Source organism: Brevundimonas sp. Leaf363 (genome assembly GCF_001424025.1).
Classification (GTDB): Bacteria; Pseudomonadota; Alphaproteobacteria; order Caulobacterales; family Caulobacteraceae; genus Brevundimonas.
Genome location: NZ_LMPZ01000002.1, coordinates 56457 through 77704 on the forward strand (window position 1 = coordinate 56457; position 21248 = coordinate 77704).

25 protein-coding genes and 2 tRNA genes are annotated in these 21248 nt (G+C 69.0%); 17 read left to right on the plus strand and 10 right to left on the minus strand.

Going from position 1 to position 21248, the window contains the following annotated elements; genetic code table 11:
* Nucleotides 1-6 precede the first annotated feature (6 nt).
* Both ASG17_RS03400 and ASG17_RS03405 read left to right on the plus strand, forming a co-directional pair.
* Nucleotides 7-201, plus strand: coding sequence for a Trm112 family protein (locus ASG17_RS03400; RefSeq protein ID WP_056099205.1), 195 nt, complete (start codon nucleotides 7-9; stop codon nucleotides 199-201).
* 2 nt (nucleotides 202-203) lie between these two features.
* Entirely contained in the window at nucleotides 204-1007 is an 804-nt protein-coding gene (locus tag ASG17_RS03405) for an AAA family ATPase (protein ID WP_156367718.1), read from the plus strand.
* Here the strand turns inward: ASG17_RS03405 and ASG17_RS03410 are convergent.
* The 3 genes from ASG17_RS03410 to ASG17_RS03420 all read right to left on the minus strand — a co-directional run bounded on the left by ASG17_RS03410 (nucleotide 976) and on the right by ASG17_RS03420 (nucleotide 3846).
* Nucleotides 976-1830 carry an HAD family hydrolase gene (locus ASG17_RS03410; protein WP_056099211.1) on the minus strand — a complete coding sequence of 285 codons (855 nt, stop codon included), beginning with the start codon at nucleotides 1828-1830 and terminating at the stop codon, nucleotides 976-978. The genes ASG17_RS03405 and ASG17_RS03410 overlap by 32 nt on opposite strands.
* 129 nt (nucleotides 1831-1959) lie before the next feature.
* On the minus strand, nucleotides 1960-3015 hold the full coding sequence (locus tag ASG17_RS03415; protein WP_056099215.1) for an NAD(P)-dependent alcohol dehydrogenase: 1056 nt from the start codon (nucleotides 3013-3015) through the stop codon (nucleotides 1960-1962).
* Nucleotides 3016-3159: 144 nt separating this feature from the next.
* Nucleotides 3160-3846, minus strand: a complete 687-nt coding sequence (locus ASG17_RS03420) for a TorF family putative porin (protein ID WP_056099217.1) — start codon at nucleotides 3844-3846, stop codon at nucleotides 3160-3162.
* Between the two features lie 113 nt (nucleotides 3847-3959).
* On the opposite strand from ASG17_RS03420, the gene ASG17_RS03425 reads away from it, so the two are divergent.
* On the plus strand, nucleotides 3960-5591 hold the full coding sequence (locus ASG17_RS03425) for an ATP-binding protein (RefSeq protein WP_056099221.1): 1632 nt from the start codon (nucleotides 3960-3962) through the stop codon (nucleotides 5589-5591).
* Here ASG17_RS03425 and ASG17_RS03430 read toward each other — a convergent pair.
* Entirely contained in the window at nucleotides 5588-7909 is a 2322-nt protein-coding gene (locus ASG17_RS03430; protein ID WP_056099224.1) for a PAS domain-containing sensor histidine kinase, read from the minus strand. The genes ASG17_RS03425 and ASG17_RS03430 overlap by 4 nt on opposite strands.
* A gap of 107 nt (nucleotides 7910-8016) precedes the next feature.
* On the opposite strand from ASG17_RS03430, the gene ASG17_RS03435 reads away from it, so the two are divergent.
* Complete coding sequence (locus tag ASG17_RS03435) at nucleotides 8017-8418, plus strand: metallopeptidase family protein (protein ID WP_056099227.1); 402 nt, start codon at nucleotides 8017-8019, stop codon at nucleotides 8416-8418.
* Between the two features lie 108 nt (nucleotides 8419-8526).
* On the opposite strand, the gene ASG17_RS03440 is transcribed toward ASG17_RS03435, so the two are convergent.
* Nucleotides 8527-9441 (minus strand): WecB/TagA/CpsF family glycosyltransferase, encoded by a 915-nt coding sequence (locus ASG17_RS03440; protein WP_056099230.1) that lies wholly within the window; start codon nucleotides 9439-9441, stop codon nucleotides 8527-8529.
* Between the two features lie 151 nt (nucleotides 9442-9592).
* On the opposite strand from ASG17_RS03440, the gene ASG17_RS03445 reads away from it, so the two are divergent.
* From ASG17_RS03445 to ASG17_RS03470, 6 genes are all read left to right on the plus strand, one after another.
* Nucleotides 9593-9679 (plus strand) — tRNA-Leu (locus ASG17_RS03445).
* A 133-nt stretch (nucleotides 9680-9812) separates the two neighbouring features.
* Nucleotides 9813-10427, plus strand: coding sequence for a ribonuclease D (locus ASG17_RS03450; RefSeq protein ID WP_056099233.1), 615 nt, complete (start codon nucleotides 9813-9815; stop codon nucleotides 10425-10427).
* Nucleotides 10428-10432: 5 nt separating this feature from the next.
* Nucleotides 10433-11116: an LPS export ABC transporter periplasmic protein LptC gene (gene lptC, locus ASG17_RS03455; RefSeq protein ID WP_056099236.1), complete on the plus strand. Its 684-nt coding sequence runs from the start codon at nucleotides 10433-10435 to the stop codon at nucleotides 11114-11116.
* Nucleotides 11117-11121: 5 nt separating this feature from the next.
* On the plus strand, nucleotides 11122-11610 hold the full coding sequence (locus tag ASG17_RS03460) for an LptA/OstA family protein (protein ID WP_056103026.1): 489 nt from the start codon (nucleotides 11122-11124) through the stop codon (nucleotides 11608-11610).
* Nucleotides 11611-11631: 21 nt separating this feature from the next.
* Complete coding sequence (gene lptB / locus ASG17_RS03465) at nucleotides 11632-12423, plus strand: LPS export ABC transporter ATP-binding protein (protein ID WP_082496095.1); 792 nt, start codon at nucleotides 11632-11634, stop codon at nucleotides 12421-12423.
* The gene (locus ASG17_RS03470; RefSeq protein ID WP_056099241.1) at nucleotides 12420-12731 is read left to right on the plus strand and encodes an EF-hand domain-containing protein; all 312 of its coding nucleotides are present in this window, start codon (nucleotides 12420-12422) and stop codon (nucleotides 12729-12731) included. Before lptB ends, ASG17_RS03470 begins: the two co-directional genes overlap by 4 nt.
* Before the next feature lie 203 nt (nucleotides 12732-12934).
* On the opposite strand, the gene lepB is transcribed toward ASG17_RS03470, so the two are convergent.
* Nucleotides 12935-13684: a signal peptidase I gene (gene lepB, locus ASG17_RS03475; RefSeq protein WP_056099243.1), complete on the minus strand. Its 750-nt coding sequence runs from the start codon at nucleotides 13682-13684 to the stop codon at nucleotides 12935-12937.
* A gap of 191 nt (nucleotides 13685-13875) precedes the next feature.
* On the opposite strand from lepB, the gene rpoN reads away from it, so the two are divergent.
* From rpoN to ASG17_RS03490, 3 genes are all read left to right on the plus strand, one after another.
* Nucleotides 13876-15375, plus strand: coding sequence for an RNA polymerase factor sigma-54 (gene rpoN / locus ASG17_RS03480; RefSeq protein WP_056099247.1), 1500 nt, complete (start codon nucleotides 13876-13878; stop codon nucleotides 15373-15375).
* A 95-nt stretch (nucleotides 15376-15470) separates the two neighbouring features.
* Nucleotides 15471-16130, plus strand: coding sequence for a ribosome hibernation-promoting factor, HPF/YfiA family (gene hpf, locus ASG17_RS03485; RefSeq protein ID WP_056099248.1), 660 nt, complete (start codon nucleotides 15471-15473; stop codon nucleotides 16128-16130).
* A 78-nt stretch (nucleotides 16131-16208) separates the two neighbouring features.
* Nucleotides 16209-16679, plus strand: a complete 471-nt coding sequence (locus ASG17_RS03490; RefSeq protein WP_056099252.1) for a PTS sugar transporter subunit IIA — start codon at nucleotides 16209-16211, stop codon at nucleotides 16677-16679.
* Between the two features lie 137 nt (nucleotides 16680-16816).
* Here the strand turns inward: ASG17_RS03490 and ASG17_RS03495 are convergent, their stop codons facing one another.
* The 4 genes from ASG17_RS03495 to ASG17_RS03510 all read right to left on the minus strand — a co-directional run bounded on the left by ASG17_RS03495 (nucleotide 16817) and on the right by ASG17_RS03510 (nucleotide 18413).
* Nucleotides 16817-17077, minus strand: coding sequence for a DUF1150 domain-containing protein (locus ASG17_RS03495; RefSeq protein ID WP_056099255.1), 261 nt, complete (start codon nucleotides 17075-17077; stop codon nucleotides 16817-16819).
* A gap of 61 nt (nucleotides 17078-17138) precedes the next feature.
* The gene (locus ASG17_RS03500; RefSeq protein ID WP_056099258.1) at nucleotides 17139-17558 is read right to left on the minus strand and encodes an Hsp20 family protein; all 420 of its coding nucleotides are present in this window, start codon (nucleotides 17556-17558) and stop codon (nucleotides 17139-17141) included.
* A gap of 173 nt (nucleotides 17559-17731) precedes the next feature.
* Nucleotides 17732-17807 (minus strand) — tRNA-Ala (locus ASG17_RS03505).
* Nucleotides 17808-17942: 135 nt separating this feature from the next.
* Nucleotides 17943-18413: a TIGR02300 family protein gene (locus ASG17_RS03510; RefSeq protein WP_056103032.1), complete on the minus strand. Its 471-nt coding sequence runs from the start codon at nucleotides 18411-18413 to the stop codon at nucleotides 17943-17945.
* 124 nt (nucleotides 18414-18537) lie between these two features.
* Here ASG17_RS03510 and aroA point away from each other — a divergent pair, with 124 nt between their 5' ends.
* Genes aroA through cmk form a run of 4 tightly spaced genes read left to right on the plus strand, consistent with a single transcriptional unit; the run spans nucleotide 18538 to nucleotide 21121 of the window.
* A complete protein-coding gene (gene aroA, locus ASG17_RS03515) occupies nucleotides 18538-19857 on the plus strand; it encodes a 3-phosphoshikimate 1-carboxyvinyltransferase (RefSeq protein WP_056099260.1) in 1320 nt (439 codons plus the stop codon).
* A 4-nt stretch (nucleotides 19858-19861) separates the two neighbouring features.
* The gene (locus ASG17_RS15110) at nucleotides 19862-20203 is read left to right on the plus strand and encodes a type II toxin-antitoxin system RelE/ParE family toxin (protein ID WP_255353993.1); all 342 of its coding nucleotides are present in this window, start codon (nucleotides 19862-19864) and stop codon (nucleotides 20201-20203) included.
* A complete protein-coding gene (locus ASG17_RS03520; RefSeq protein WP_056099263.1) occupies nucleotides 20178-20486 on the plus strand; it encodes an addiction module antidote protein in 309 nt (102 codons plus the stop codon). Before ASG17_RS15110 ends, ASG17_RS03520 begins: the two co-directional genes overlap by 26 nt.
* Nucleotides 20486-21121 (plus strand): (d)CMP kinase, encoded by a 636-nt coding sequence (gene cmk / locus ASG17_RS03525; RefSeq protein WP_056099266.1) that lies wholly within the window; start codon nucleotides 20486-20488, stop codon nucleotides 21119-21121. The genes ASG17_RS03520 and cmk overlap by 1 nt, the downstream gene beginning before the upstream one ends.
* The last annotated feature ends 127 nt before the right edge of the window (nucleotides 21122-21248 follow it).

Below are 21248 nucleotides of genomic sequence, written 5' to 3' on the forward strand. Positions count from 1 at the left end.
GCAGGCATGAGCGACGTCTTCCACACACCCGTCACCGTCGATCCCCGCCTGCTGGAGATCCTGGTCTGCCCGGTGACGCGCGGGCCGCTGACCTATGACCGCGACCGCGAGGAGCTGGTCTCGGCGGGCGCCAAGCTGGCCTATCCGATCCGCGACGGCGTGCCGATCATGCTGGCCGAGGACGCGCGTCAGATCGACTGACCGTGGCCTTCGATCCGATCGAGGTTCTGGCGGATTGGGTCCGCGGCGCCGATTTGGCCGCGCCGCCGCCGCTGATCGGCGTGGCGGGCGCGCAGGGCTCGGGCAAGACGACGCTGGCGCGGCGGGCGGCGAGGGCCCTGGGCGCCGCGCACCTGTCGCTGGACGACGTCTATCGGACGCGGTCCGAACGGGCGCAGGCGGCCGCCGAGGTCCATCCCCTCATGGGCGTGCGCGGGCCGCCGGGCACGCACGACCTGGACCTGCTGTTCGAGGTGGTGGACCGATTGCGCGCCGCCGGACCGGACAACGTCACGTCCCTGCCGGCCTTTGACAAGCTGAAGGACGACCGCCTGCCCGAGGTGGACTGGCCGGTGTTTCACGGCCGGCCCCGCGCCATCCTGATCGACGGCTGGTGCCTGGGTGCGACCGCACAGACCGCGGGCGACCTGCTGACGCCGATCAATGTGCTGGAGCGCGACCACGACCCGGACGGCGGCTGGCGGCGCGCCGTCAACGACGCGCTGGCCGGGCCGTATCAGGCCGCCTTCGCGCAGTTCGACCACACGCTGTTCCTGGCCGCGCCCGGCTTCGACGTCGTCGCCGGATGGCGGCTGGAGCAGGAGGCCGGGCTGATGGGCGTTTCGTTCCAGGCCGTCCCGCCCGAGCGCCGCGCCGCCATCGACGCCTTCGTCCAGCATTTCGAACGCATCACCCGCCACATGCTGGCCGGAGGGGTGCGAATGGACGTGGTCGTTCCGCTGGATCCAGCGCGGGTCAGTCTTCCGCCGGCATGGTCCCGGCGTTGACCGCGATGCGGCCGACCAGACCCTTGACGATCAGGTCCAGCGGCGATCCCTCGCGGTAGTCGGCGGCGGCGACGAAGTTCACCCGGTCCTCGGAGATCAGGGAATAGATCTTCTGCTGATCCCGTTCGGAGTTGCGCGGATCGTAGACGGCGATCGAGAAGCCGCCCTTGGTGTGCATCATCTTCATGGTCGGCACGTCGGTGTCGCCGTCGCCCAGGAATATCATGCGCTCGAACGGCACCGGCCGCGCGTCGTCGGGGATGAAGCGGTTGATCCGCTCGTGATCCCAGTGGTTCAGCACGCCCTTGTTGATGCGGAACAGGTACTGGGTCTTGGTCGTGTAGTTGACCCCCACCGCCGGCCAGATGGCCACGCCGTCGCGGTCGTAGGCGAACTTGGACGCGAAGACGTGGTGGAAGGCGTCGCGGATCGGACACCCCTCGATCATCTCCTCCAGCCCGGCCGAGATGATGTAGTGCTCGATGTCCAGGTTGTAGCGTGCGCCGAAGGCGTTGATGCGGTCGAACCAGCCCGGGCCGGTCAGGTCGGTCTTCAGCCCGTCGAACAGCTTCACGTCCTCGCCATGCTCGCGCAGCAGGGTCCGGGTGATCGGCGCCGCGTTCTCGCGCGCCCGCTGCAGCATCAGCTGCATGTACATCAGGATGTTGTCGCCATCGGCCTCGCGCGTCAGCCGGTCGGCCTCGCCCCAGAAGTCGCCGATGCCCATGCCGACGGAGGGGATGAAGGTCACCTCCTGCATGTTGCCGCGCGCCAGGGTCCCGTCGAAATCGTAGATCAGGGCGGTCTTCAGAGGGGCGGGCATGGGGGGCTCGGGCGGCTTTGGTGAAGAGTGCTGGTGAGCAAGAGGTGAGGAGAAAGCAGGTTCAAGCTCTGCTCACTCCTCGCTCACTAGCACTTTTCACCCTGACGCCCACAGACGCCTCGTCGGGCGTCAGGCGGCCAGCGAGCCCAGGTCGATCGAGAAGCGGTACTTCACGTCGCCCTTCAGCATCCGCTCGTAGGCCGTCTCGATCTGGTCGATCGGGATGATCTCGACGTCCGAGACGACGTTGTTGTCGCGGCAGAAGTCAAGCATCTCCTGCGTCTCGGCGATACCGCCGATCAGCGAGCCGGCGATCGAGCGGCGGCCGAAGATCAGGGCGCCGACCGAGGGGGAGGGGTGCGGCTCGGCCGGCACGCCGACCAGCACCATCGTGCCGTCCCGCTTCAGGGCCATGACGTAGGGATCCAGATTGATGGGCGCCGCCACCGTGTTCAGGATGAAGTCGAAGCTGCCGGCGTGGGCCTGCATGTCGGCCTTGTCCTTGGACAGCACCACGCCCTTGGCGCCCAGGCGCGCGGCGTCCTCGGCCTTGCCCGGCGAGGTGGTGAAGACATAGACGTCCGCGCCCATGGCGGCGGCCAGCTTGACGCCCATGTGGCCCAGGCCGCCCAGGCCGACGACGCCGACCTTCTGGCCCGGCCCGACCTTCCAATGCCGCAGCGGCGAATAGGTGGTGATGCCGGCGCACAGTAGGGGCGCCACGGCGGCCAGCTGGCTCTCGTCATGGCCGATGCTCAGGACGAAATCCTGATCGACGACGATATGCTTGGAATAGCCGCCGAAGGTGTGGCCGCCCAGATGCTTGTCCGGGCCGTTGTAGGTGCCGACCATGCCCGTGCCGGTGCAGTACTGCTCCTCGCCCGCCACGCACGACGGACAGACGCGGCAGCTGTCGACCATGCAGCCGACACCGACCAGATCGCCTTCCTTGAACCGGCTGACCTTGCCGCCCACCGCGCTGACGCGGCCGACGATCTCGTGGCCCGGGCAGCAGGGGAACAGGGTGCCGCCCCACTCGGCGCGGACGGTGTGCAGGTCCGAATGGCAGACGCCGCAGTACAGGATGTCGATGGCGACGTCGCTTTCCAGCGGTTCGCGACGCTCGAAGCTGAAGGGCGCCAGCGGCTTGTCGCCGGCGGGTGCGGCGTAACCGATCGTTTGCATGGGGGACCTCATGGGATGGAAGGGCGCAGCAGGACGCAAGGGGCTGACCCGGCGACGCGTCGCCGATAACGCCATGATACGCCCGTCGGCTCCGTCAGAACACCGGGCCAGTGCGATATGTCGTCTGCGGACCCGGCCCCGGCGTCAAAAGCTCGCGAAGACGCTGCCGACCAGGGCGCCCGTGTCGGCGTCGCTGTCGATCCATTCGACGCCGGCGGTCAACCGGCCGAGCGGGAGGAAGGCGCCGATCCGCCAGTCGGTCTTGCCGTCCGGCGCCCATGCGCCGTCCTCGTAGCCGATCGACGCCGCCAAGCTGACGGGCCAGGCCTCCGGGGCGTAGTCCAGGCCGGCCCAGGCGTATCGATTGTCCTCTTCGCCGAGGGCGCGCTGTGCGGGGGCGTAGGCGACGCCCAGGGTGGCCGTGGCGGGGCCGAAGGTGCGGCTCGCCTGAACCGGAACCTCCACATAGTCGACGTCGTCGCCGCCGGGGTAGCGATAGGCCGAGACGGCCGCGTCCCAATCCAGGCCCAGCCATGCGCCCGCCCAGCCGCCGGTCAGCGTGACTTCAAGCTCCGATCCGTCACCGTCGTCGCCGGCGCCGTACGTCTCGATGCTGGACAGATAGACATCGGCGTAGAAGCCCGAGGCGTGCGAGACGGTGACGCCCGCCTGCAGCGCCGGATCCCCGCCGGACAGGCTGAGCCCGCGGAAGCGATAGTCGCTGACCGCGCCAGCCGTCGCCTCCACGCTCCAGTCGCCTTCATCCTGCGCTAGCACGGCGCCTGGCGCAGCCAACGCCATGGCGCCGATCAACAGTCCGATGCACTTCATGCGGGTTCCTCTTCGCTGCACGGCTAGCGCGAGGAAGGTTAAATTTCCCGGAAGTATTCATGTCTTAACGCTGAGGTGGGACGGTCACACCAGGAAGGCCGGGAAAGCTAGCCATGGACCACGCCCGCAGCGGCCAGGCGCACGAGATGCGGCTGATGAAGATCGGCGCCGCCACTATTCTTGGCGTCGTCTGCCTGGGCATGGCGTTGGCGCTGTTCCTGGTCAGCCGCGCGATCGACGCTCGAGCGTTGCGTGACGAGCAGGCCCTGGTCGAGCGTCGCGTGACCCGCAGCCTGGCTTCGATTTCTGAAGACATCACCTCCGCCACCATCTGGAACGACGCCGTCACGGCTATCGAGCGCGACGACCGGGAGTGGATGCAGGTCAACTTCGGCGACTACTACGCCGACTATATGGACCATGCCGTCACCCTGGTCTTCGACGGGGATGGCCGGCTGCTGCAGGCGTCGCGCGACAGCGAGCCGGCAAGTGCGGCCAGCGAGGCGCCCATCATCGCCGCGACGCAGAGCCTGCTGGCCGAGGTGCGCAAGGATTCGACGGACGCCAAGCGCCGCCGGGCCGTCGGCTTCGCCGCCGTCGCCACCCGCTCGGGCGTCGTCCGTGCGGGCGGTCAGCTATACCTGGTCGCGGCGGCGACCATCGTCCCTGAGGCGGAAACGCCCGTGGCGCGCCCGCCCGAGGACGCCGTCGTGATCTCGGCCAAGCCAGTCCAGGCGCTGGTAACCGCCATGAGTGCGGACCTGGGGCTCAGCGCGCCGCGGCTGACGGCGGCGGATGCGCCAAGTCTGAGCCGTCTGCGATCCGAGGACGGGGCGGTGCTGGCCGGCCTTGCCTGGACGCCGGAACGGCCGGGTCGGCAGGTGCTCATGACCCTCATCCCGGTGTTCGCGGGCCTGTTCATCGCCTTCATGATCGCCGCAGCCGCAATGTGGCGGCGCATCGCCAGTAACGTCCGCCGCCTGAGCCACAGCGAGGCGGCGTTGAGCGACGCGCTGGCCGCGGCCGACGCCGCCAATGTCGCAAAGACCCGCTTCCTCGCCAACATGAGCCACGAGCTTCGGACACCCCTGAACGGCGTGCTCGGTATGTCGGAGGTGCTGACGATGAGCGGCCTGACCGGACCGCAGCGCGCTCAGGTCGGTATAATCAAGCAGTCCGGCGAGCATTTGCTCAGCATGATCGAGCGCATCCTGGAGATGGCGCACGTCGACGCCACCCTGGCCGCGCCGGAAGCGCAGGCGTTCGATCCGGCGGCGGTGTTCGCCCAGGTGGCGGCGGGCCTGCATGGAAAGGCCGTGGCGAAGCGGTTGGCCATGACCGAAGCGTTCGAACCGACCGGCGTCCGGCTCGGGGATGCGGGTCGCGTGGCCAAGGTGCTGCACGCCCTGATCGACAACGCGATCCAGTTCACCCCCCAGGGCTCGGTCCGTCTGGAGCTGGAAGCGACGCCCGATCGAGTGACGTTCGTGGTTGCGGACACCGGCGTGGGCATGTCGCCCGAAACTCAGTCTCGCCTGTTTACGCCGTTCAGCCAGGGCGACGATTCCGCCACGCGCTCCGTCGACGGGGCGGGCCTGAGCCTGGCGCTCGCCAAGCGGCTGGTCACGTCCATGAACGGGGAGATCACCACCGAAACGCGGGTGGGCAGCGGCTCCACCTTCCGGGTCATGCTACCGGCTCCGGCCGTCACGATCGCCGCGGCCACCCCGGCGATGGCGGCCTAGCCCAGCGCCAGCTCCGGGGCCCCGACCTGCACCGGCGGCTCCGCCGGTACGTGCAGGATGAAGGCCGCGCCTTTCCCCGGTTCGCTCTGCACCTCGGCCCAGCCGCCGTGGAGTTCGACCAGGGCCTTGACCAGGGCCAGGCCGACGCCGGGGCCGCCGCGCTCGCGTTTGACGAAGCGGTCGAAGACATGGGCCTGCAGGTGGTACGGGATGCCCCGGCCGGTGTCCTCGATGCGGATGCGGACCTCGCCGCCGGCGCCCGCCTCGGCGGACAGGGTGACGGCGCCGTCGTCGGAGACCGCGCGGGCGGCGTTGTCCAGCAGGTGGTCGATGGCCTGGACCAGGCGGCGCTCGTCCGCCCGGATGGTCGGCAGGCCTGTGGGGCAGCTGACGGTCAGGACCGCGCCCCGGCCGACGATGCGCGGGCGCACCCGCTCGGCGGCCTCGTCCAGGATGTCGCGGATCCGCACGTCGCCCAGCGTCAGCTCCATCTCGCCGGCATCGATCTGGGCCATGTCCAGCACGTCGTCGATCGAGGCGGCCAGCTGGCTGGCGGCGACGCGGATGGCTCCCGCGTGCTGGCGGCTGCGCTCGGGCAGGTCGCCCAGGGTCTCCAGCAGCTCGGAATAGCCGACGATCGTCGTCAGGGGCGTGCGCAGTTCATAGCTGACGGAACCGACGAACTCCCTCTTCAGCGCCTGGCTCTCATCCAGCGCCGCGGCCTTGGCGGCCAACGCCTGCTCCAGCTCGCGCCGGGCGGTGACATCGGAGAAGGCGACCAGGGTGGCGCCGTCGGGCAGGGGGCGCGTCTGCCACGCGGCCACGCGGCCGTCGGCGGTGCGCCCTTCGCCCGAGATCGGCACGCGGCTTTCAGGATCGGGATCGGCGACGCGCGCCTTCAGGCTGAGCCACAAGGCCGGGTCGGGCAGGACCGCCTTGCACAGTTCGGCGATGCGGTCGAAGTCGCCCGCCGCCGTCAGCCGCTCGCCGGACAAAGCCCAGAAGCTCTCGAACGCCTCGTTGTGCAGGCGCAGGCGGCCGTCCGACCCGAACACGGCGACCGCGTCGTTCAGCTTGTCCAGCGTCGCGCGCTGGACCTGGATCTGGGCGTTGAAGCGGCTGCGCAGGCGCAGTTCGTCGGTGATGTCCGAGAACAGCAGCAGCACGCCGCCCAGCGGGTGCGGCTGGCGCACCACGCGCAGCGTGCGGCCGTCGGGCAGGGACCAGCTGTCGTCCGGTGCGGCCTCCGACGCCCCGTAGAAGTCCAGCTCGCGGGCGCGCCAGCCGGAATAGTCGACCACCTCGGGCAGCTGGCGGGTCTGGCGCAGGCGGTCCAGCAGTTCGGCGTGGGTGGGCCGGTCGTCCAGCCAGGCGGGCTCCAGATCGAACAGGGTCTGGAAGGCGCGGTTGTGGAAGGCGAGCCGCTTGGACGGGCCGAAGATGACCACGGCGTCGGCCAGATGGTTCAGGGTTTCGTCGTGGGCCTCGACGTGGCGACGCAGGGTGTCGCGCGTCTCCTCGGCCTCGGTCATGTCGATGGCGAAGGCCAGGACCGCGCCGGCCGCGCCCGGCGCCGGCTCGGCGATGACCAGCCAGGCCTTGCGGCGTCCGCCGCCGGAGACCCAGCGGAAGCCCTCCTGCCGGCCGTTCAGCCGCCGCGCCTCGGCGATCAGGGCGTCGGCCCCGCGATCGAAGCTGAGGGCGGCCTTGCGCGCCTCTTCCAGGGTCTCGACCCGCATCTCGGTCAGCCAGGCGCGGTTGGCCCAGACCAGCCGCCCGGCCGCGTCCACGACCCAGGCCGGGGAGGGGGAGACGTCGGCCAAGAGGCCCAGCCCGCTTTCGGACGCGCCCTCGACGGCGCCGGGCGCCGGATCGGCCGGGGCCAGTCGCAGCCAGGCCTCGCCCGCGCTGGCCCGCCCCTCGACGCGCCAGAGCCGCTCGGCGTGGGCTAGGGTCAGGTCCATGGGTTCGCCCCGCTCGACCAGGGCGGCCAGGCGCCCCGGCGCGGCCTCGCGCACGGCGTCCAGGATGGGGGCGGAATCGGCGGTCTCGGCGTTGGCGAAGGCCCGCGCCACGGCGGGATCGCCCAGCGCCGGACCGGCTGTGGCGTCCGGCCCGACCGGGATGCGCATGTCGTCGAAGGCGGCCAGCGCCGCGCGGTGCTCCGCCAGCGCCTGGGCCAGCGCCTCGCGGGCGGCGTCGCTGCGGTCGCGCTCGGCGTTCAGCGAGGCGCGCAACCTCACGCCCCACAGGCTCAGCGCCAGCGCCAGCCCGGTGGCCCCGGCGGTCGCGACATAGGCGAGGTCGGCCCCTGCCATCTTCTTCCCGGTCTGATTCGGCGTTCACCATACCCCAGCCGCGCGAAAAGCCACGCGCGACCATCCGCCGATTTGATCCCGTTTCGGGTCGTATCCATACAGGGGCCATGACCGACCCGATCGCCCCTTCGCTCGACGACTTCGCAAGGTTGGCCCGCGAGGCCTTCGACGCCCTGCCGCCCGAGTTCCGATCAGCAGCCGGGGAGGTCGTCCTTCGCATCGACGACTTCGCCGATGACGAGACGCTGGACGGATTGGGGATCGAGGATCCGTTCGAGCTGTCGGGCCTCTATCACGGCGTCGACATCGGCCGGCGCGACAGCCTGGGACCGGCGGCCGAGCCTTCGCGCATCTTCCTCTATCGCCGCCCGATCCTGGACGAATGGTGCGAGCGCGGGAATGTCGGCCTGGCCGAGCTGATCGCCCACGTCCTGATCCACGAGATCGGCCACCACTTCGGCCTGGACGACGACCAGATCCACGCCATCGAGGACGCGGCGGAGGGTTGAACCGTGGTGCGGATGGAGGGGTGAAGAGGGCGAGTGAGCAAGAGGTGAGCCGATGCGCGCTCGCCTGATCACGCCTTGCTCACCAGCACTCTTCACTCGGGCCGAAACTCAACGGCCGGCCGGCTTCGGCGGTCCGGCCGGGGCGGGGGCGTTGCGGGGTGTGCGCGCGGGCTTCAGGCGGCGCCGCGCCGCCTGGGTCACATCGGACAGGATGCGCGGGGTCAGGGCCCAGGGCTCGTAGAGATAGCGGCGGGCCAGACGCTTCGGATCGCACAGCAGGCGATAAAGCCACTCCAGCCCCGCCTGGCCCATCCAGCGCGGCGCCGACTTCTGGACACCGGCTTCATAGTCGAAGGCGGCTCCGACGGAGAAGATGACGCAATCGGGCAGGGCGTCGAGGTTGGACATGATCCACGCCTCCTGGCGCGGCATTCCCATGCCGACGAACAGGACGTCGGGCTGGAAGGCCTCGATCTGGGCGACCACCGAGGCGTTCTCGGCCGAACCGGGCGCGGCGTCGAAGTAGCCGTGGCGGGCCAGGATGCGCGCGCCGGGATAGCGGGCGGCGACGTTGGCGACGGCGGCTTCGGCCACGCCGGGCGCCCCGCCCAGGTAAAGCACCTTCCAGCCCGACCGATTGGCCACGCTCCAGAAATGCTCGCGCCAGTCCAGGTAGGTGCAGCGATGCAGCGGCCGGCTGTGCAGGCCGATCAGGCGCGCGAACCAGATCAGCGGCGTCGAATCGACCTCGATCATGTCCGCCTGGTCGTAGAAGCGGCGCATGCCGTCGTTCTCGCGGACCAGCTTCATGCTGTTCAGATTGTGGTTGGCGACCAGCGCCTTCCTGCCCTCTGCGACCCAGGCCTGGACGTGGTGCATGACCTCTTCGGGTCTGATCAGGTCGACGGCCTCGCCCAGCAGACGCACGCGTTCCAGCGCCCGGCGCCGCAGCCGGTGTGGCTTGCGCGGCCTCGCCCGGCGGTCGTCCTGGACGGCTTGGAAGTCGGAGACGTGGGCGTTCATCCCACAGCTCTAGGCCGGCGGCCGGAAACGCCCGGTAAGAGAAGAGGCTTAATGCGCGTTCACAACATGAAATCCGCCGTTGACCGCACCGGATCACTGCCTTAAGGGTCCGCGCCTTCCGGAACGGCACGCCTCGGCGGCGCGGTTCTGGGCCCAGATGGCGGAATTGGTAGACGCGCTGGCTTCAGGTGCCAGTGATCGAAAGGTCGTGGAGGTTCGAGTCCTCTTCTGGGCACCATATTTTGAAACGGCGTCGTCCTGACGGGCGGCGCCGTTTCTGTTTTTGGCGCAGATTTCTCGGCCCTATCGCGTCTCGCGCGGCGAGACGCTACTTGAGGGCGGACGCGCGCGACTTTTGAGGCCCTGCTTTCATGACCATCCACCTGCACGAAGGCGATCTGCCCGCCGGGCTTGACCTGGGACCGTCGGTGGCGGTGGATTCCGAGACGATGGGCCTGCGTTATCGGCGCGATCCGCTGTGCGTGGTCCAGCTGTCGTCCGGCGACGGCGACGCCCACGTGGTGCGGCTGAAGCGCCCCGACTACGACTGCCCGAACCTGAAAAAGCTGATGGGCGACCCGAACGTGCTGAAGATCTTCCACTTCGGCCGCTTCGACATCGCCATGTTCCAGCTGCATCTCGGGATCGAGACGCGGCCGGTCTATTGCACCAAGATCGCCTCCAAGCTGGCGCGCACCTACACCGACCGCCACGGCCTGAAGGATGTGGCGCGCGAACTGGCGGGCGTGGACATGTCCAAGGCGCAGCAGTCCTCGGACTGGGGCAATGAGCGCCTCAGCCAGGCCCAGCTGGAATACGCCGCCTCCGACGTCCTGCACCTGCACGTCATCAAGGCGAAGCTGGACGAGATGCTGGTCCGCGAGGGCCGGATGAAGCTGGCCAAGGCGTGCTTCGACTTCCTGCCGACCCGGTCCAGGCTGGACCTGGAAGGTTGGGATGAAATCGACATCTTCGCCCACGCCTGATCCGCATGACCGACCTCGATCCGCAGGCATCCGCACCGGCCGAAACCCTGGAGGCCAGGAAGGCGAGGGATGAGGCGCGGCTGGCCGAGGCGGGCGCGGCGTGGCGCAAACGGTCCCAGCGGGTGCGGCTGTATCGCCGGCTTCTGCCCATCATCATCCTGGTGCTGGCGGGCGGGGCGCTGACGTGGACCATCTTCCGCTCGGTCATGTCTGGCGTCGAGCGCCGGGCCAGCGAGACGCAGGAAATCCGCCTCGATAACCCCATGTTCCATGGCCAGGACGCGCAAGGGCGCGCCTTCATGATCGGGGCGCAGGGCGCGGTGCGCGACCCTCAAACCGGTCGTTTCCGTCTGAACGGGCCGGTGCTTCGGCTGAACCTGGGCGGGCGCAAGGTGACGCAGATGACCGCCGACGCGGGCATCTACAACGAGGCGGCGCGCACCGTGACGATCGGTCCGAACGTAAAGATCACCGACGGCGGTTCGGGTTTCACCCTGACGACGCCCGAGGCGGTGGTCGATACGGCGACTGGCGTGGTGACGGGGTCGAAGGGGGTCCAGGGCGCCGGCCCCCTTGGAACCATCAACGCTTCGTCCTATGCGATCTATGACCAAGGCCAGCGGGTCGTTTTCAACGGCCAGGGCGACAACAAGGTGCGCGGGGTCATCAACCCCGCCTCGGACAGGTGATCGACATGAACCGCAAGGTGCGCACGTTCCTGCCGCTGCTGGCCATCGCCGGCGTGCTGGCCGCCGCCCCTGCGGGCGCGCAATCGAACGCCGGGGACCAGCCGGTGATGTACGGCGCCAACTCGGGCGAATACACCTCGAACGGCTTCGCCCTGCGCGGCGCCGCCGAGGTGCTGCAGGGGACCAACCGCCTGCGCGCCGACAGCATCAACGGCTTCACCGCGGGCGGCGATCTGCAACGGGTCGAGGCTTCGGGCAGCGTCTATTTCGTCACCGCCAACGAGACGATCCGCGGCGACCGCGCCGTCTACACGCTGGGCAACGGCGAGGTGGTGGTGACCGGCGACGTCATCCTGACCCAGGGCAAGAACGTCCTGACCGGCGGCCGCCTGGTCTACAACGTGCGCACGGAACAGGCCCGGATGGAGGGCGCGCCGCGCGGCGGCTCCGGCACGCGCATCCAGGGCGTCTTCTATCCTCAGAACGGAGGCTGAGCCTCACGGCTCGCCCTGACCGTGGCCCGCAAGGAACTCTCCGCCCTCAACATCAACGAGGCGCCCGCACCGGCGCCGGCGCCCTCCGTGGCCGACAAGGGTCTGCGCGTGCGCAACGTCGCCCGCAGCTTCGGCGCCCGTCAGGTCGTGCGCGACGTCTCGCTTACGGTCCAGCGGGGCGAGGTCGCGGGCCTTCTGGGCCCCAACGGCGCGGGCAAGACCACCTGCTTCTACATGATCACCGGCCTGATCCCGGCCGACAGCGGCTCCATCTGGCTGGATGGCGAGGACATCACCCTGCAGCCGATGTACCAGCGCGCTCGCATGGGCCTGGGCTATCTGGCGCAGGAGGCCTCCATTTTCCGGGGCATGACGGTCGAGCAGAATATCGCCGCCGTCGTCGAGCTTCACGAACCGTCGCGCGCCAGACAGGCCGAGGAGGTCACCCGCCTGCTGGAAGAGCTGCGGATCGATCACCTGCGTCACGCGCCCGCCTCCGGCCTGTCGGGCGGCGAACGGCGGAGGGTCGAGATCGCCCGCTCGCTGGCCGGCAAGCCCAGCTTCATGCTGCTGGACGAGCCCTTCGCAGGCATCGACCCCCTGGCCATCGCCGATATCCGCCAGGTCATCCGCTATCTGGCGGACGAGGGGATCGGCGTCCTGATCACAGACCACAATGTGCGCGAGACGCTGGACATCATCGACCGCGCGTCCATCATCTCGGGCGGCGCCGTCCTGTTCGAAGGCACGGCCGACGAGGTGATCCACGACCCGGAGGTCCGCCGGGTCTATCTGGGCGAGATGTACGCATGACCCCGAAGAAGAGCGAGACGCTGGAGATCCGGCTGTCGCACGCGGCCAAGACCGCCTTCATGGAGCGCTGCCGCGCGGCGGGTGTGACGGCGTCCGAGGCGTTGCGGGCCCATATCGAAGGGCAGCCCCGCAAGACGCGCCGCGCGCCGGCGATCATCGCCGCCCTGATCGGCCTGGCGATCGGGGCCGTAGCGGCGCCGTCGCTGGCGGCCGCGGCGGGCAAGGTCTCGTCCGACCGGGCGGCGTTTGCGAAGCTGGACGCGAACAGGGATGGCGTGGTGAGCTTCGAGGAATTCCGCGCCCGCTAAGCCCTTCCCTCTCCCAGAGGGAGAGGGCTTGAGCGCCTGAGAGCCGTCAGGCGATCAGTCTTTGCGCGACCCGAAGGGCGGCGCGAAGCGTCAAAGGTGAGGGGACCGCCCCATCCTGTTTGCCGCCACCCCTCACCCGTTCGGCTTGGCGCATCGCTTCGCTCTGCGAGCCTCAAGCCCTCTCCCTCTGGGAGAGGGAAAACCTATTGGATCCGCTTGAAAAACCGGTCGCCCCTCAGATTCAGCCAGGTCCACGGCTTGAACAGCCCCGCGCCGGGCTTCCAGGACGCCAGCACCCATTCCGCCTTGCCGACCAGATTGCTGGCCGGCAGCAACCCCACCCCCACGTCCGCCGGAAAACGCCCGTCCAGCGAGTTGTCGCGATTGTCGCCCATCACCAGGTACTGCCCCGCAGGCACCTCATAGACGCCGGTGTCGTCCGCAAGGGTCTGGCCGCCGTCGTAGGTGACATAGCTGCGCCCTGACGGCTGGGTCTCGCGCACCCGCCGCACCACGCGCTCTGGCCGGTCCAGATCGACGGTCAGATCCAGCGCCTCCTGCGCCCACGGCTGTCCGTTCACGACGACCTGGCCGCCGATCATCTGGACCCGGTCGCCCGGCAGGCCGATGACGCGCTTGATCCACGCCTGTTTCGGGTCGCGCGGCAGGCGGAACACGACCACGTCGCCGCGCTTCGGATCACGCCCGAAGACGCGCCCCGACACCCATGGGCTGAACGACACGGACGCCAGGCTCCAGCCGTAGGTCGGCTTGGACACCACGATGTAGTCGCCGGTCCTCAGCCCCGGCTCCATCGAGGACGAGGGGATGGTGAAGGGCTGCAGGAAGACGGCGTGCAGCGTCAGCGCCGCCGCCAGGCCGATGATGAGGGTGCGGACCGTGTCCAGGATTTCGGCCCAGGGATCGGCGGCGGTTTCGGGTGTCTCGGTCATGGCGGCAGCAAAGCCCGCTCTGCCTCAATCTCCAAGCGACCCCGTGTCCGGACAGGCGGCGATCGTGTCCGGACACCGCATCGCATGCGGCAGCGGGGGCGTGTTCGCCTCGCGTTAACCTCCCCCCGACATTCTGCTCCAGCAAGTATCGGGCCACGTCGGCCCATCTGCGGAAAGTCTGGGGAAACGCGGTGCTCGGTCAGAGGCTGGAGGTCAGGCAGGGTCAGGGGCTGGTCGTCACGCCCCAGCTGCAGCAGGCCATCAAGCTGCTGCAACTGTCGAACCAGGAGCTGGACGCCTTCGTCGAGCAGGAGCTGGAGCGCAACCCGCTGCTGCAGCGCGACGAGCCCGAGGGCGAGACGGGCGACGCCCCGGCCGCCACGGAGGCGGCGGATCGCGCCGAAATGAGCTTTGACGACGGCCGCGCCCAAGATGGCGGCGACGCCGTGGACGCCCGATCCGACGACGTGCACGGCGAGGCCTCGCCCGGAGAGCGCGCCTCGGATCGCGCAGCCGAGGACAGCCAGCCGGGCCTGTCGGACTGGTCGCGCGTCGGCGCCGGCGGCTCGGCGCCCGAAGGCGACTACGAACGCCCCGACGAACATGAGGCGACCCTGTGGGAGCATCTGCAGGCCCAGGCCTCGCAGGCGGCCTTCAGCGCCCCGGACCAGGCCATCGCCCTGACCCTGATCGATGCGGTGGACGAGGGCGGGTATCTGCGGATCGAACTGGCTGAGGTGGCGGACCGCCTGGGCTGCGCGCTGGAGCGGGTCGAGGCGGTGCTGGCCGTCTGCCACGGGTTCGAGCCGACCGGCGTCATGGCCCGCACGGTGCCCGAATGCCTGAAGCTGCAGCTGATCGAGCGCAACCGCTTCGACCCGGCCATGGCGGCCCTGCTGGACAATCTGGAGCTTCTGGCGCGCCGCGACCTGATCGGGCTGAAGAAGGTCTGCGGCGTCGACGGCGAAGACCTGACCGACATGATCGCCGAGCTGAGAGGCCTGACGCCGCGCCCCGGCGCCGGGTTCGGCGGCGAGCCGGCCCAGACGGTCATCCCCGACGTCCATGTGCGGCCCGATCCCGCCGGCGGCTGGCGGGTCGAGCTGAACGCCGATACCCTGCCACGCCTGCTGATCGACAAGCGCTATCACGGCGTGGTCCAGGCCGGCGCGCGGACCGAGACTGAAAAGACCTTCGTCGCCGACTGCGCCGCCCAGGCCAGCTGGCTGGTCAAGTCGCTGGATCAGCGGGCCAAGACCATCCTCAAGGTCGGCAGCGAGATCGTGCGCCAGCAGGACGCCTTTCTGGCCTTCGGCGTCGAGTTCCTGCGGCCGCTGAACCTCAAGACGGTCGCCGACGCCATCGGCATGCACGAGAGCACCGTCAGCCGGGTGACCTCGAACAAATACGTCTCGACCCCGCGCGGCGTGTTCGAACTGAAATTCTTCTTCACCGCCGCCATTCAGTCCGTCGACGGCGCCTCCACCCATTCGGCCGAGGCGGTGCGCCACCGGATCAAATCGATGATCGATGCGGAGGGGTCGGACGGCGACGTCCTTTCCGACGACCGCATCGTGGAAATTCTGAAGGAGGCGGGCATCGACATCGCCCGCCGGACCGTAGCCAAGTATCGGGAAGCCCTGCGTATTCCGTCGTCTGTCGCGCGCAAGCGGATGCTCAAGACGGCCTGAGCGGACTTCAGCGCGCGACATCTGGCCGCTCCGGAATTCCCACGAATGCGTGAGCGGCCGTTGACACCAAAGACGTCCGGTCGCGTTCTATCCGCATGCAAGTCCAAGTCAGCGGCAAGCACGTGGATGTCGGCGAAGCGTTAGGCTCGCGCATCTCCCAGGAACTCGAAGACGGCATCGGCAAATACTTTGAGCGAGGAGCTCAGGACGCCGAAGTGATCGTCGCCAAGGAGGGCCATAGCTTCAAGGTGGACTGTTGGGTCCGGCTTGCTTCGGGTCAGGTCGTGGTGACGACCGGCATGGGCGGCGACGCCCATTCGGCCTTCACCGAAAGCCTGTCGAAGCTTGAAACCCGCGTCCGTCGCTACAAGCGGCGCCTGAAGGACCACCATATCGGTCCCAAGGGCCTGTCGCCCGAGAAGACCGAGAACGCGGCCCGCGAGGTCGCGCACTCCATCGTCCTGCGCAATCCCGACACGGTCGAGGACGACGCCTTCGGCGACACCGATCGCGCGGACGAACCGCCGCCCGTCGGCATGGTCATCGCCGAGACGCAGTCGGAGATCCGCACCATCACGGTCGGACGCGCGGTCATGGAGCTCGATATGACGGGCTATCCGCTCGTCATGTTCCGAAACGCGGCGCACGGCGGCCTGTCGGTCGTCTATCGCCGTCCCGACGGCAACGTCGGCTGGATCGATCCTGAACGTCAGGGCGTGCGCCTGAACGGTAACGGTTCAACAAACGGTCACTAGTAAGAGCTTCCCTCGCGGGGCGTGTGCGTCTACACGGCGCCCGCCTCGCGGGTTGTTCGCGTTCGAGTCGGGGATTTCATGGAAATCGGAGATCTTCTGGCGTCGGACGGCGGCATCGTGCTGCGCGGCGGGGCGTCGTCCAAGCGGCAGGCGTTGCACGCGGTGGCCGAGGTTGCGGCTTCGGCCCTGGGCGTCGACGGCCAGCGCGTGTTCGACGCGCTGATGGAGCGCGAGGCTCTGGGCGCCACGGGCCTGGGCTCCGGCGTCGCGGTCCCGCATGCGCGCCTGAGGGGGCTGACCCACGTCTCCGGCGTTTTCGTGCGACTGGACACGCCGGTCGCCTACGGTGCCGTTGACGATCGCCCGGTCGACCTGTTGTTCGCTCTGTTCGCTCCGCCGGCCGACGGCGCGGGCCACCTGCGCGCCCTGGCGGCTGTCTCGCGCGCCATGCGCTCTCCCGAGCTTCGCGAACGCCTGCGTCAAGCCAAGTCGGAGGACGCGGTGCGGGCCATGTTCGTCCCCCAGGAAATCACCACCACGGCGGCGTGAAGCTTCGGTCGCTAGATCGTCGCTCCTTGGACCGCGCAGCGGACCGCCGATACATCCCGCGCTAAGCGTGATCTCCTGGCTTTAGGTCTCCTCGCTACGCTCGCCCCGCAATGACGGACAGGGTTGCCCTTAAGCCGTCAGTGGACAGAGACCGGCGCCAGTTCGTGCGCCACGGCGGCGGCGAAGGCGGACTCGCGGTCCACCATCACGGCCAGGCGCTCGCCATCGGCGCTGTGGACCGCGTACAGGGTCGCTTCCGGGTCGATCTCCAGTCCCTTCACGGCGGTGACAGGCGTGTCGGACAGGACATCGGCCGCGCGGATCTGGCGAACATACACCAGGTCTGGGGCGCCCAGGCCGGCGAAGTCTTCTTTGGTCATCATCATCACGGGCGTCATAGGACCGCCTCCTCAAGCTTGCTAACGCCCGACAACGCCGGGCGGTTCGACCGCCGCGTCTTCAGCCGGCGGTTATAGGGATGCGCCGCACGGTGCGTTCGGGCTCCGGCCGGCTCATGTCGACGTGCAGCAGGCCGTGCTCCAGCCTGGCCGTCTCGACCTCCAGCCCATCCGCCAGCACGAAGCTGCGGACGAAGCCCCGCGCCGCGATGCCGCGATGCAAAAAGGCCTGTTCGGTCTTGGCCAGACCCTCTCGCTTGCCGATCAGGGTCAGCTGGCGCCCCTCGACGGAGACGCTCAGCTCGTCCGGCGCAAAGCCGGCGACCGCCAGGGTGATGCGCACCCCGCCGTCCTCGCGCTGTTCGACATTGTAGGGCGGATAGCTCTCGGCCGCCGCCTTGGCCGCCCGGTCGATCAGGGCCCGGGTGTGGTCGAAGCCCAGAAGAAAGGGGCTGTCGAACAGGATGGTGCGCGTCGTCATCGTGATCCTCGAGCCCTTGAAAGCAGCCCCCGGCCGTCGATCGCCCCCCGAAATCGGCAGGGCGCTGGCCGTGATTGTCAGATGGGGACGGGACAGCGTCGCCGCAACGCAGAGGGCCTGCAGGGCCGGAAACGAAGAAGGGGCCGGACATGCGTCCGACCCCTTCAGGAAACTGGTGGAGCTAAGCGGAGTCGAACCGCTGACCTCTTGAATGCCATTCAAGCGCTCTACCAACTGAGCTATAGCCCCAAGCCTTTCGGCCGGTTCGCCGCCGAAACCCCTGCGGGCCCCCTGCGGCGAGGCGGCGGAACCTATGTCAGGCCCCCTCCGCGATCAACCCGTCGGGACGCGATTTTTTTCGCGTCCCGAAACAGGCTGTTTTGGTCAGTCCTCGTCCTTGCCCGGACGCGAGATTTCGCCGTCCAGATTGTCTTCGTCCTCGTCCTCGATGAACGGGACATCGTCATCGTCGTCGTCGGCCAGGACGTCGTCGTCGTCGCCGTCGGTCGTGCCCATGCCGGCTTCTTCCGAAGCGTCGGCCGGGGTGCTTTCGTCGTCGTCGTCCGGCGTTAGGATGGGCTCATGGCCTTCCTCGTCGATTTCCGGGGCGGTGACGGCTTCGTCCTCGTCCTCTTCATCGGCGTCCGCCTTCTTGTCGGCGACCTGATCCTCGGCCTCGTCATCGGCGGCGTAGCCGGGGGCGAGACGACCGCGGACGCGGCGGTTCTTCAGGGCTTCCTCGGGGTCGAACTCCGTGGCGCACTTGGGGCAGTGGGCGGGGCGACGGTTGAGGTCGTAGAATTTGGCCTGGCAGTTCGGGCAGATCTGCTTGGCGCCAAGTTCAGGATTGGCCACGGGGCGCATACCTTTGGCGGGAGGGGGGGATTTAGGGCGGCTCACTTGCCACCCGATGGGGCCGCTGTCAAAACGCAAATCCTCGCGCCACCCGCGCGCCAGCACAGACGTGGAGCCTCAGCGGGTGACGACGCCTTCACAACTGACCGCGCGGCCTGCCCGCTCCCTGGCCGGCGTCGTGCGCGCGCCGGGCGACAAGTCGATGTCCCACCGTGCCCTGATCTTCGGGGCGATGGCGTCCGGCGTCACCGAAATCGAGGGCCTGCTGGAAGGCGACGACATCCTGGCCACCGGCCGCGCCGCCGCGGCCTTCGGCGCCCGTGTCGAACGGCTGGGCGACGGTCATTGGCGGGTCGAAGGCCAGGGCGGTCTGAAGTCGCCCGCCGAGGTCATCGACTGCGGCAACGCCGGCACGGGCGTGCGTCTGCTGATGGGCGCGGCCGCCGGCTATCCGATCCAGGCCCGGTTCGACGGCGACGCGTCGCTGCGCAAGCGGCCGATGAAGCGGGTCACCGGCCCGCTGGCGTCCATGGGCGCCCGCTTCGACTGGCTGGCTGACGAGGACCGGCTTCCCGTGCGCGTGCACGGCGGCGCGCTGGGCGCCATCGACTATGTGCAGAGCGTCGCCTCGGCCCAGGTGAAGTCGGCCATCCTGCTGGCGGGCCTGAATGCGTCGGGCGTCACCACGGTGCTGGAGCCGGAAAAGAGCCGCGACCATACCGAGCGTATGCTGCGCGCCTTTGGGGCCGAGGTCGGCGTCGAAGAGATCGGCGAGGGCTGGAAGGTGTCACTGGCCGGTGGTCAGCCGCTGAAGGGGACGTTCGTGGCCGTGCCGGGCGATCCGTCGTCGGCGGCCTTCCCTCTGGCGGCGGGTCTGGTGGTTCCAGGCTCGGAAGTGACGGTGGAGGGCGTCATGCTCAATCTCCAGCGCACCGGCCTCTTCCAGACCTGGATCGACATGGGCGCCGACCTGACCATCTCGAACCGCCGCCAGGCCGGCGGCGAGGACGTCGGCGACATCACCGCCCGCTATTCCCAGTTGAAGGGCATCGTCGTCCCAGAGGCGCGCGCCGCCTCGATGATCGACGAATATCCTATCCTGTCGGCTACAGCGGCTTTTGCTGACGGCCGGACGATCATGCGCGGCATCGGCGAGATGCGCGTCAAGGAAAGCGACCGCATCGCCCTGATGGTGGCGGGCCTGCAGGCCTGCGGCGTCCAGGTCGAGGAGGAGCCGGAGGGCTTCACGGTCACCGGCGGCCCCGTTCGCGGCGGGGCGAACGTCACCACCCACAGCGACCACCGTATCGCCATGAGCCACCTGATCCTGGGCCTCGCCGCCGCCGAACCCGTCACCGTCGATGAACCCGGCATGATCGCCACCAGCTTCCCGGGGTTCGTGGAAATGATGAACAGGCTGGGCGCCGCCATCGGCGAGGCTTGACTATTTGTCGCCTATAGACGACAATCTGATCCTCGAGCTGAGATACACCGACGCCTTCCTGCGTTGGCGTCGAAGCTTGAGGGACAGGCAGGCGATCGCTCGGATCACCACCCGGCTCGATCGCCTTGAGAACGGTCTGTGGGGCGACGCCAAATCGGTCGGAGGCGGCGTCACTGAACTACGGCTACACTTCGGGCCGGGCTACCGTCTCTACGCGACCCAACGCGGGAATAGGATCGTGATCCTGCTCTGCGGAGGGGACAAATCAAGCCAGAGCCGGGACATCGCCGATGCCCAGCGCATGGCAGGAGAGTTGGACGATGGCGATCAAAACCTACGCCTATGATGCGGCCGATTTCCTCGACAGCCCCGAGGCGGTCGAAGACTATCTGATCGCATCATTCGAGGACGCGGCTGAATATGGCGATCCCCGGATCATCACCAAGGCGTTGGGCAATGTCGCGCGGGCCAAGGGCATGACGCAGATGGCTCAGGACGCCGAACTGTCGCGCACGGCGTTGTATCGGGCGCTCAGCGAAGAGGGGCGGCCCGAGCTGTCGACCATCTTCAAGGTGATGCAGGCTCTGGGCCTGCGCCTCGCCCCCGTTCGCGTGGAAACCGCCGCCTGATGCCTATCGTGATCGCTGTCGACGGCCCGGCCGCATCGGGCAAGGGCACCATCGCCGCGCGGCTGGCGCGGACCTATGGGCTGCCGCACCTGGATACGGGCCTGCTGTACCGCGCTGTCGGGGTGAAGATGCTGGGCGAGGGTCACTCGCTGGACGACGCCGACGCCGCAGAGGGCGCAGCCTGGTCGCTGGTTCCGGCCGGCCTGGCCGAGGATGAGCGCCTCACCACCGGCGAGGCGGGCGAGGCGGCCAGCCGCGTGGCCGGCTATCCGGGCGTGCGCGCCGCCCTGCTGGAGCTGCAGCAGGCCTTCGCGCAGCAGGACGGCGGCGCCGTGCTGGACGGGCGTGACATCGGCACCGTCATCGCGCCGGACGCTCAAGCCAAGTTGTTCATCACCGCGACCGCCGAGGTGCGGGCCGCGCGCCGCTGGAAGCAGCTGACGGCGCGCGGCTTCGACATCGCCTACGAGGCCATGCTGGCCGACATCGTGGCGCGCGACGAACGGGACGCCGGTCGCGGCGCGGCGCCGATGGTCCAGGCCGACGACGCCGTCTTGCTGGATACGACCGATCTGGATATAGAGACCGCCTTCGATGCGGCCCGCCGTATCGTCGAGGCCGCGCGCGCCCGCTAAAGGCAAATCCAACGCGCCGCTTCGATCCTTCCGCGGGCGCCCTGGTCTATCGACCTCGCATCACACGACCCGCCTATCCGATCTCACCCACCCGCGCGGGGCCGTCCGGCTTCGCGCCCCAACCGTT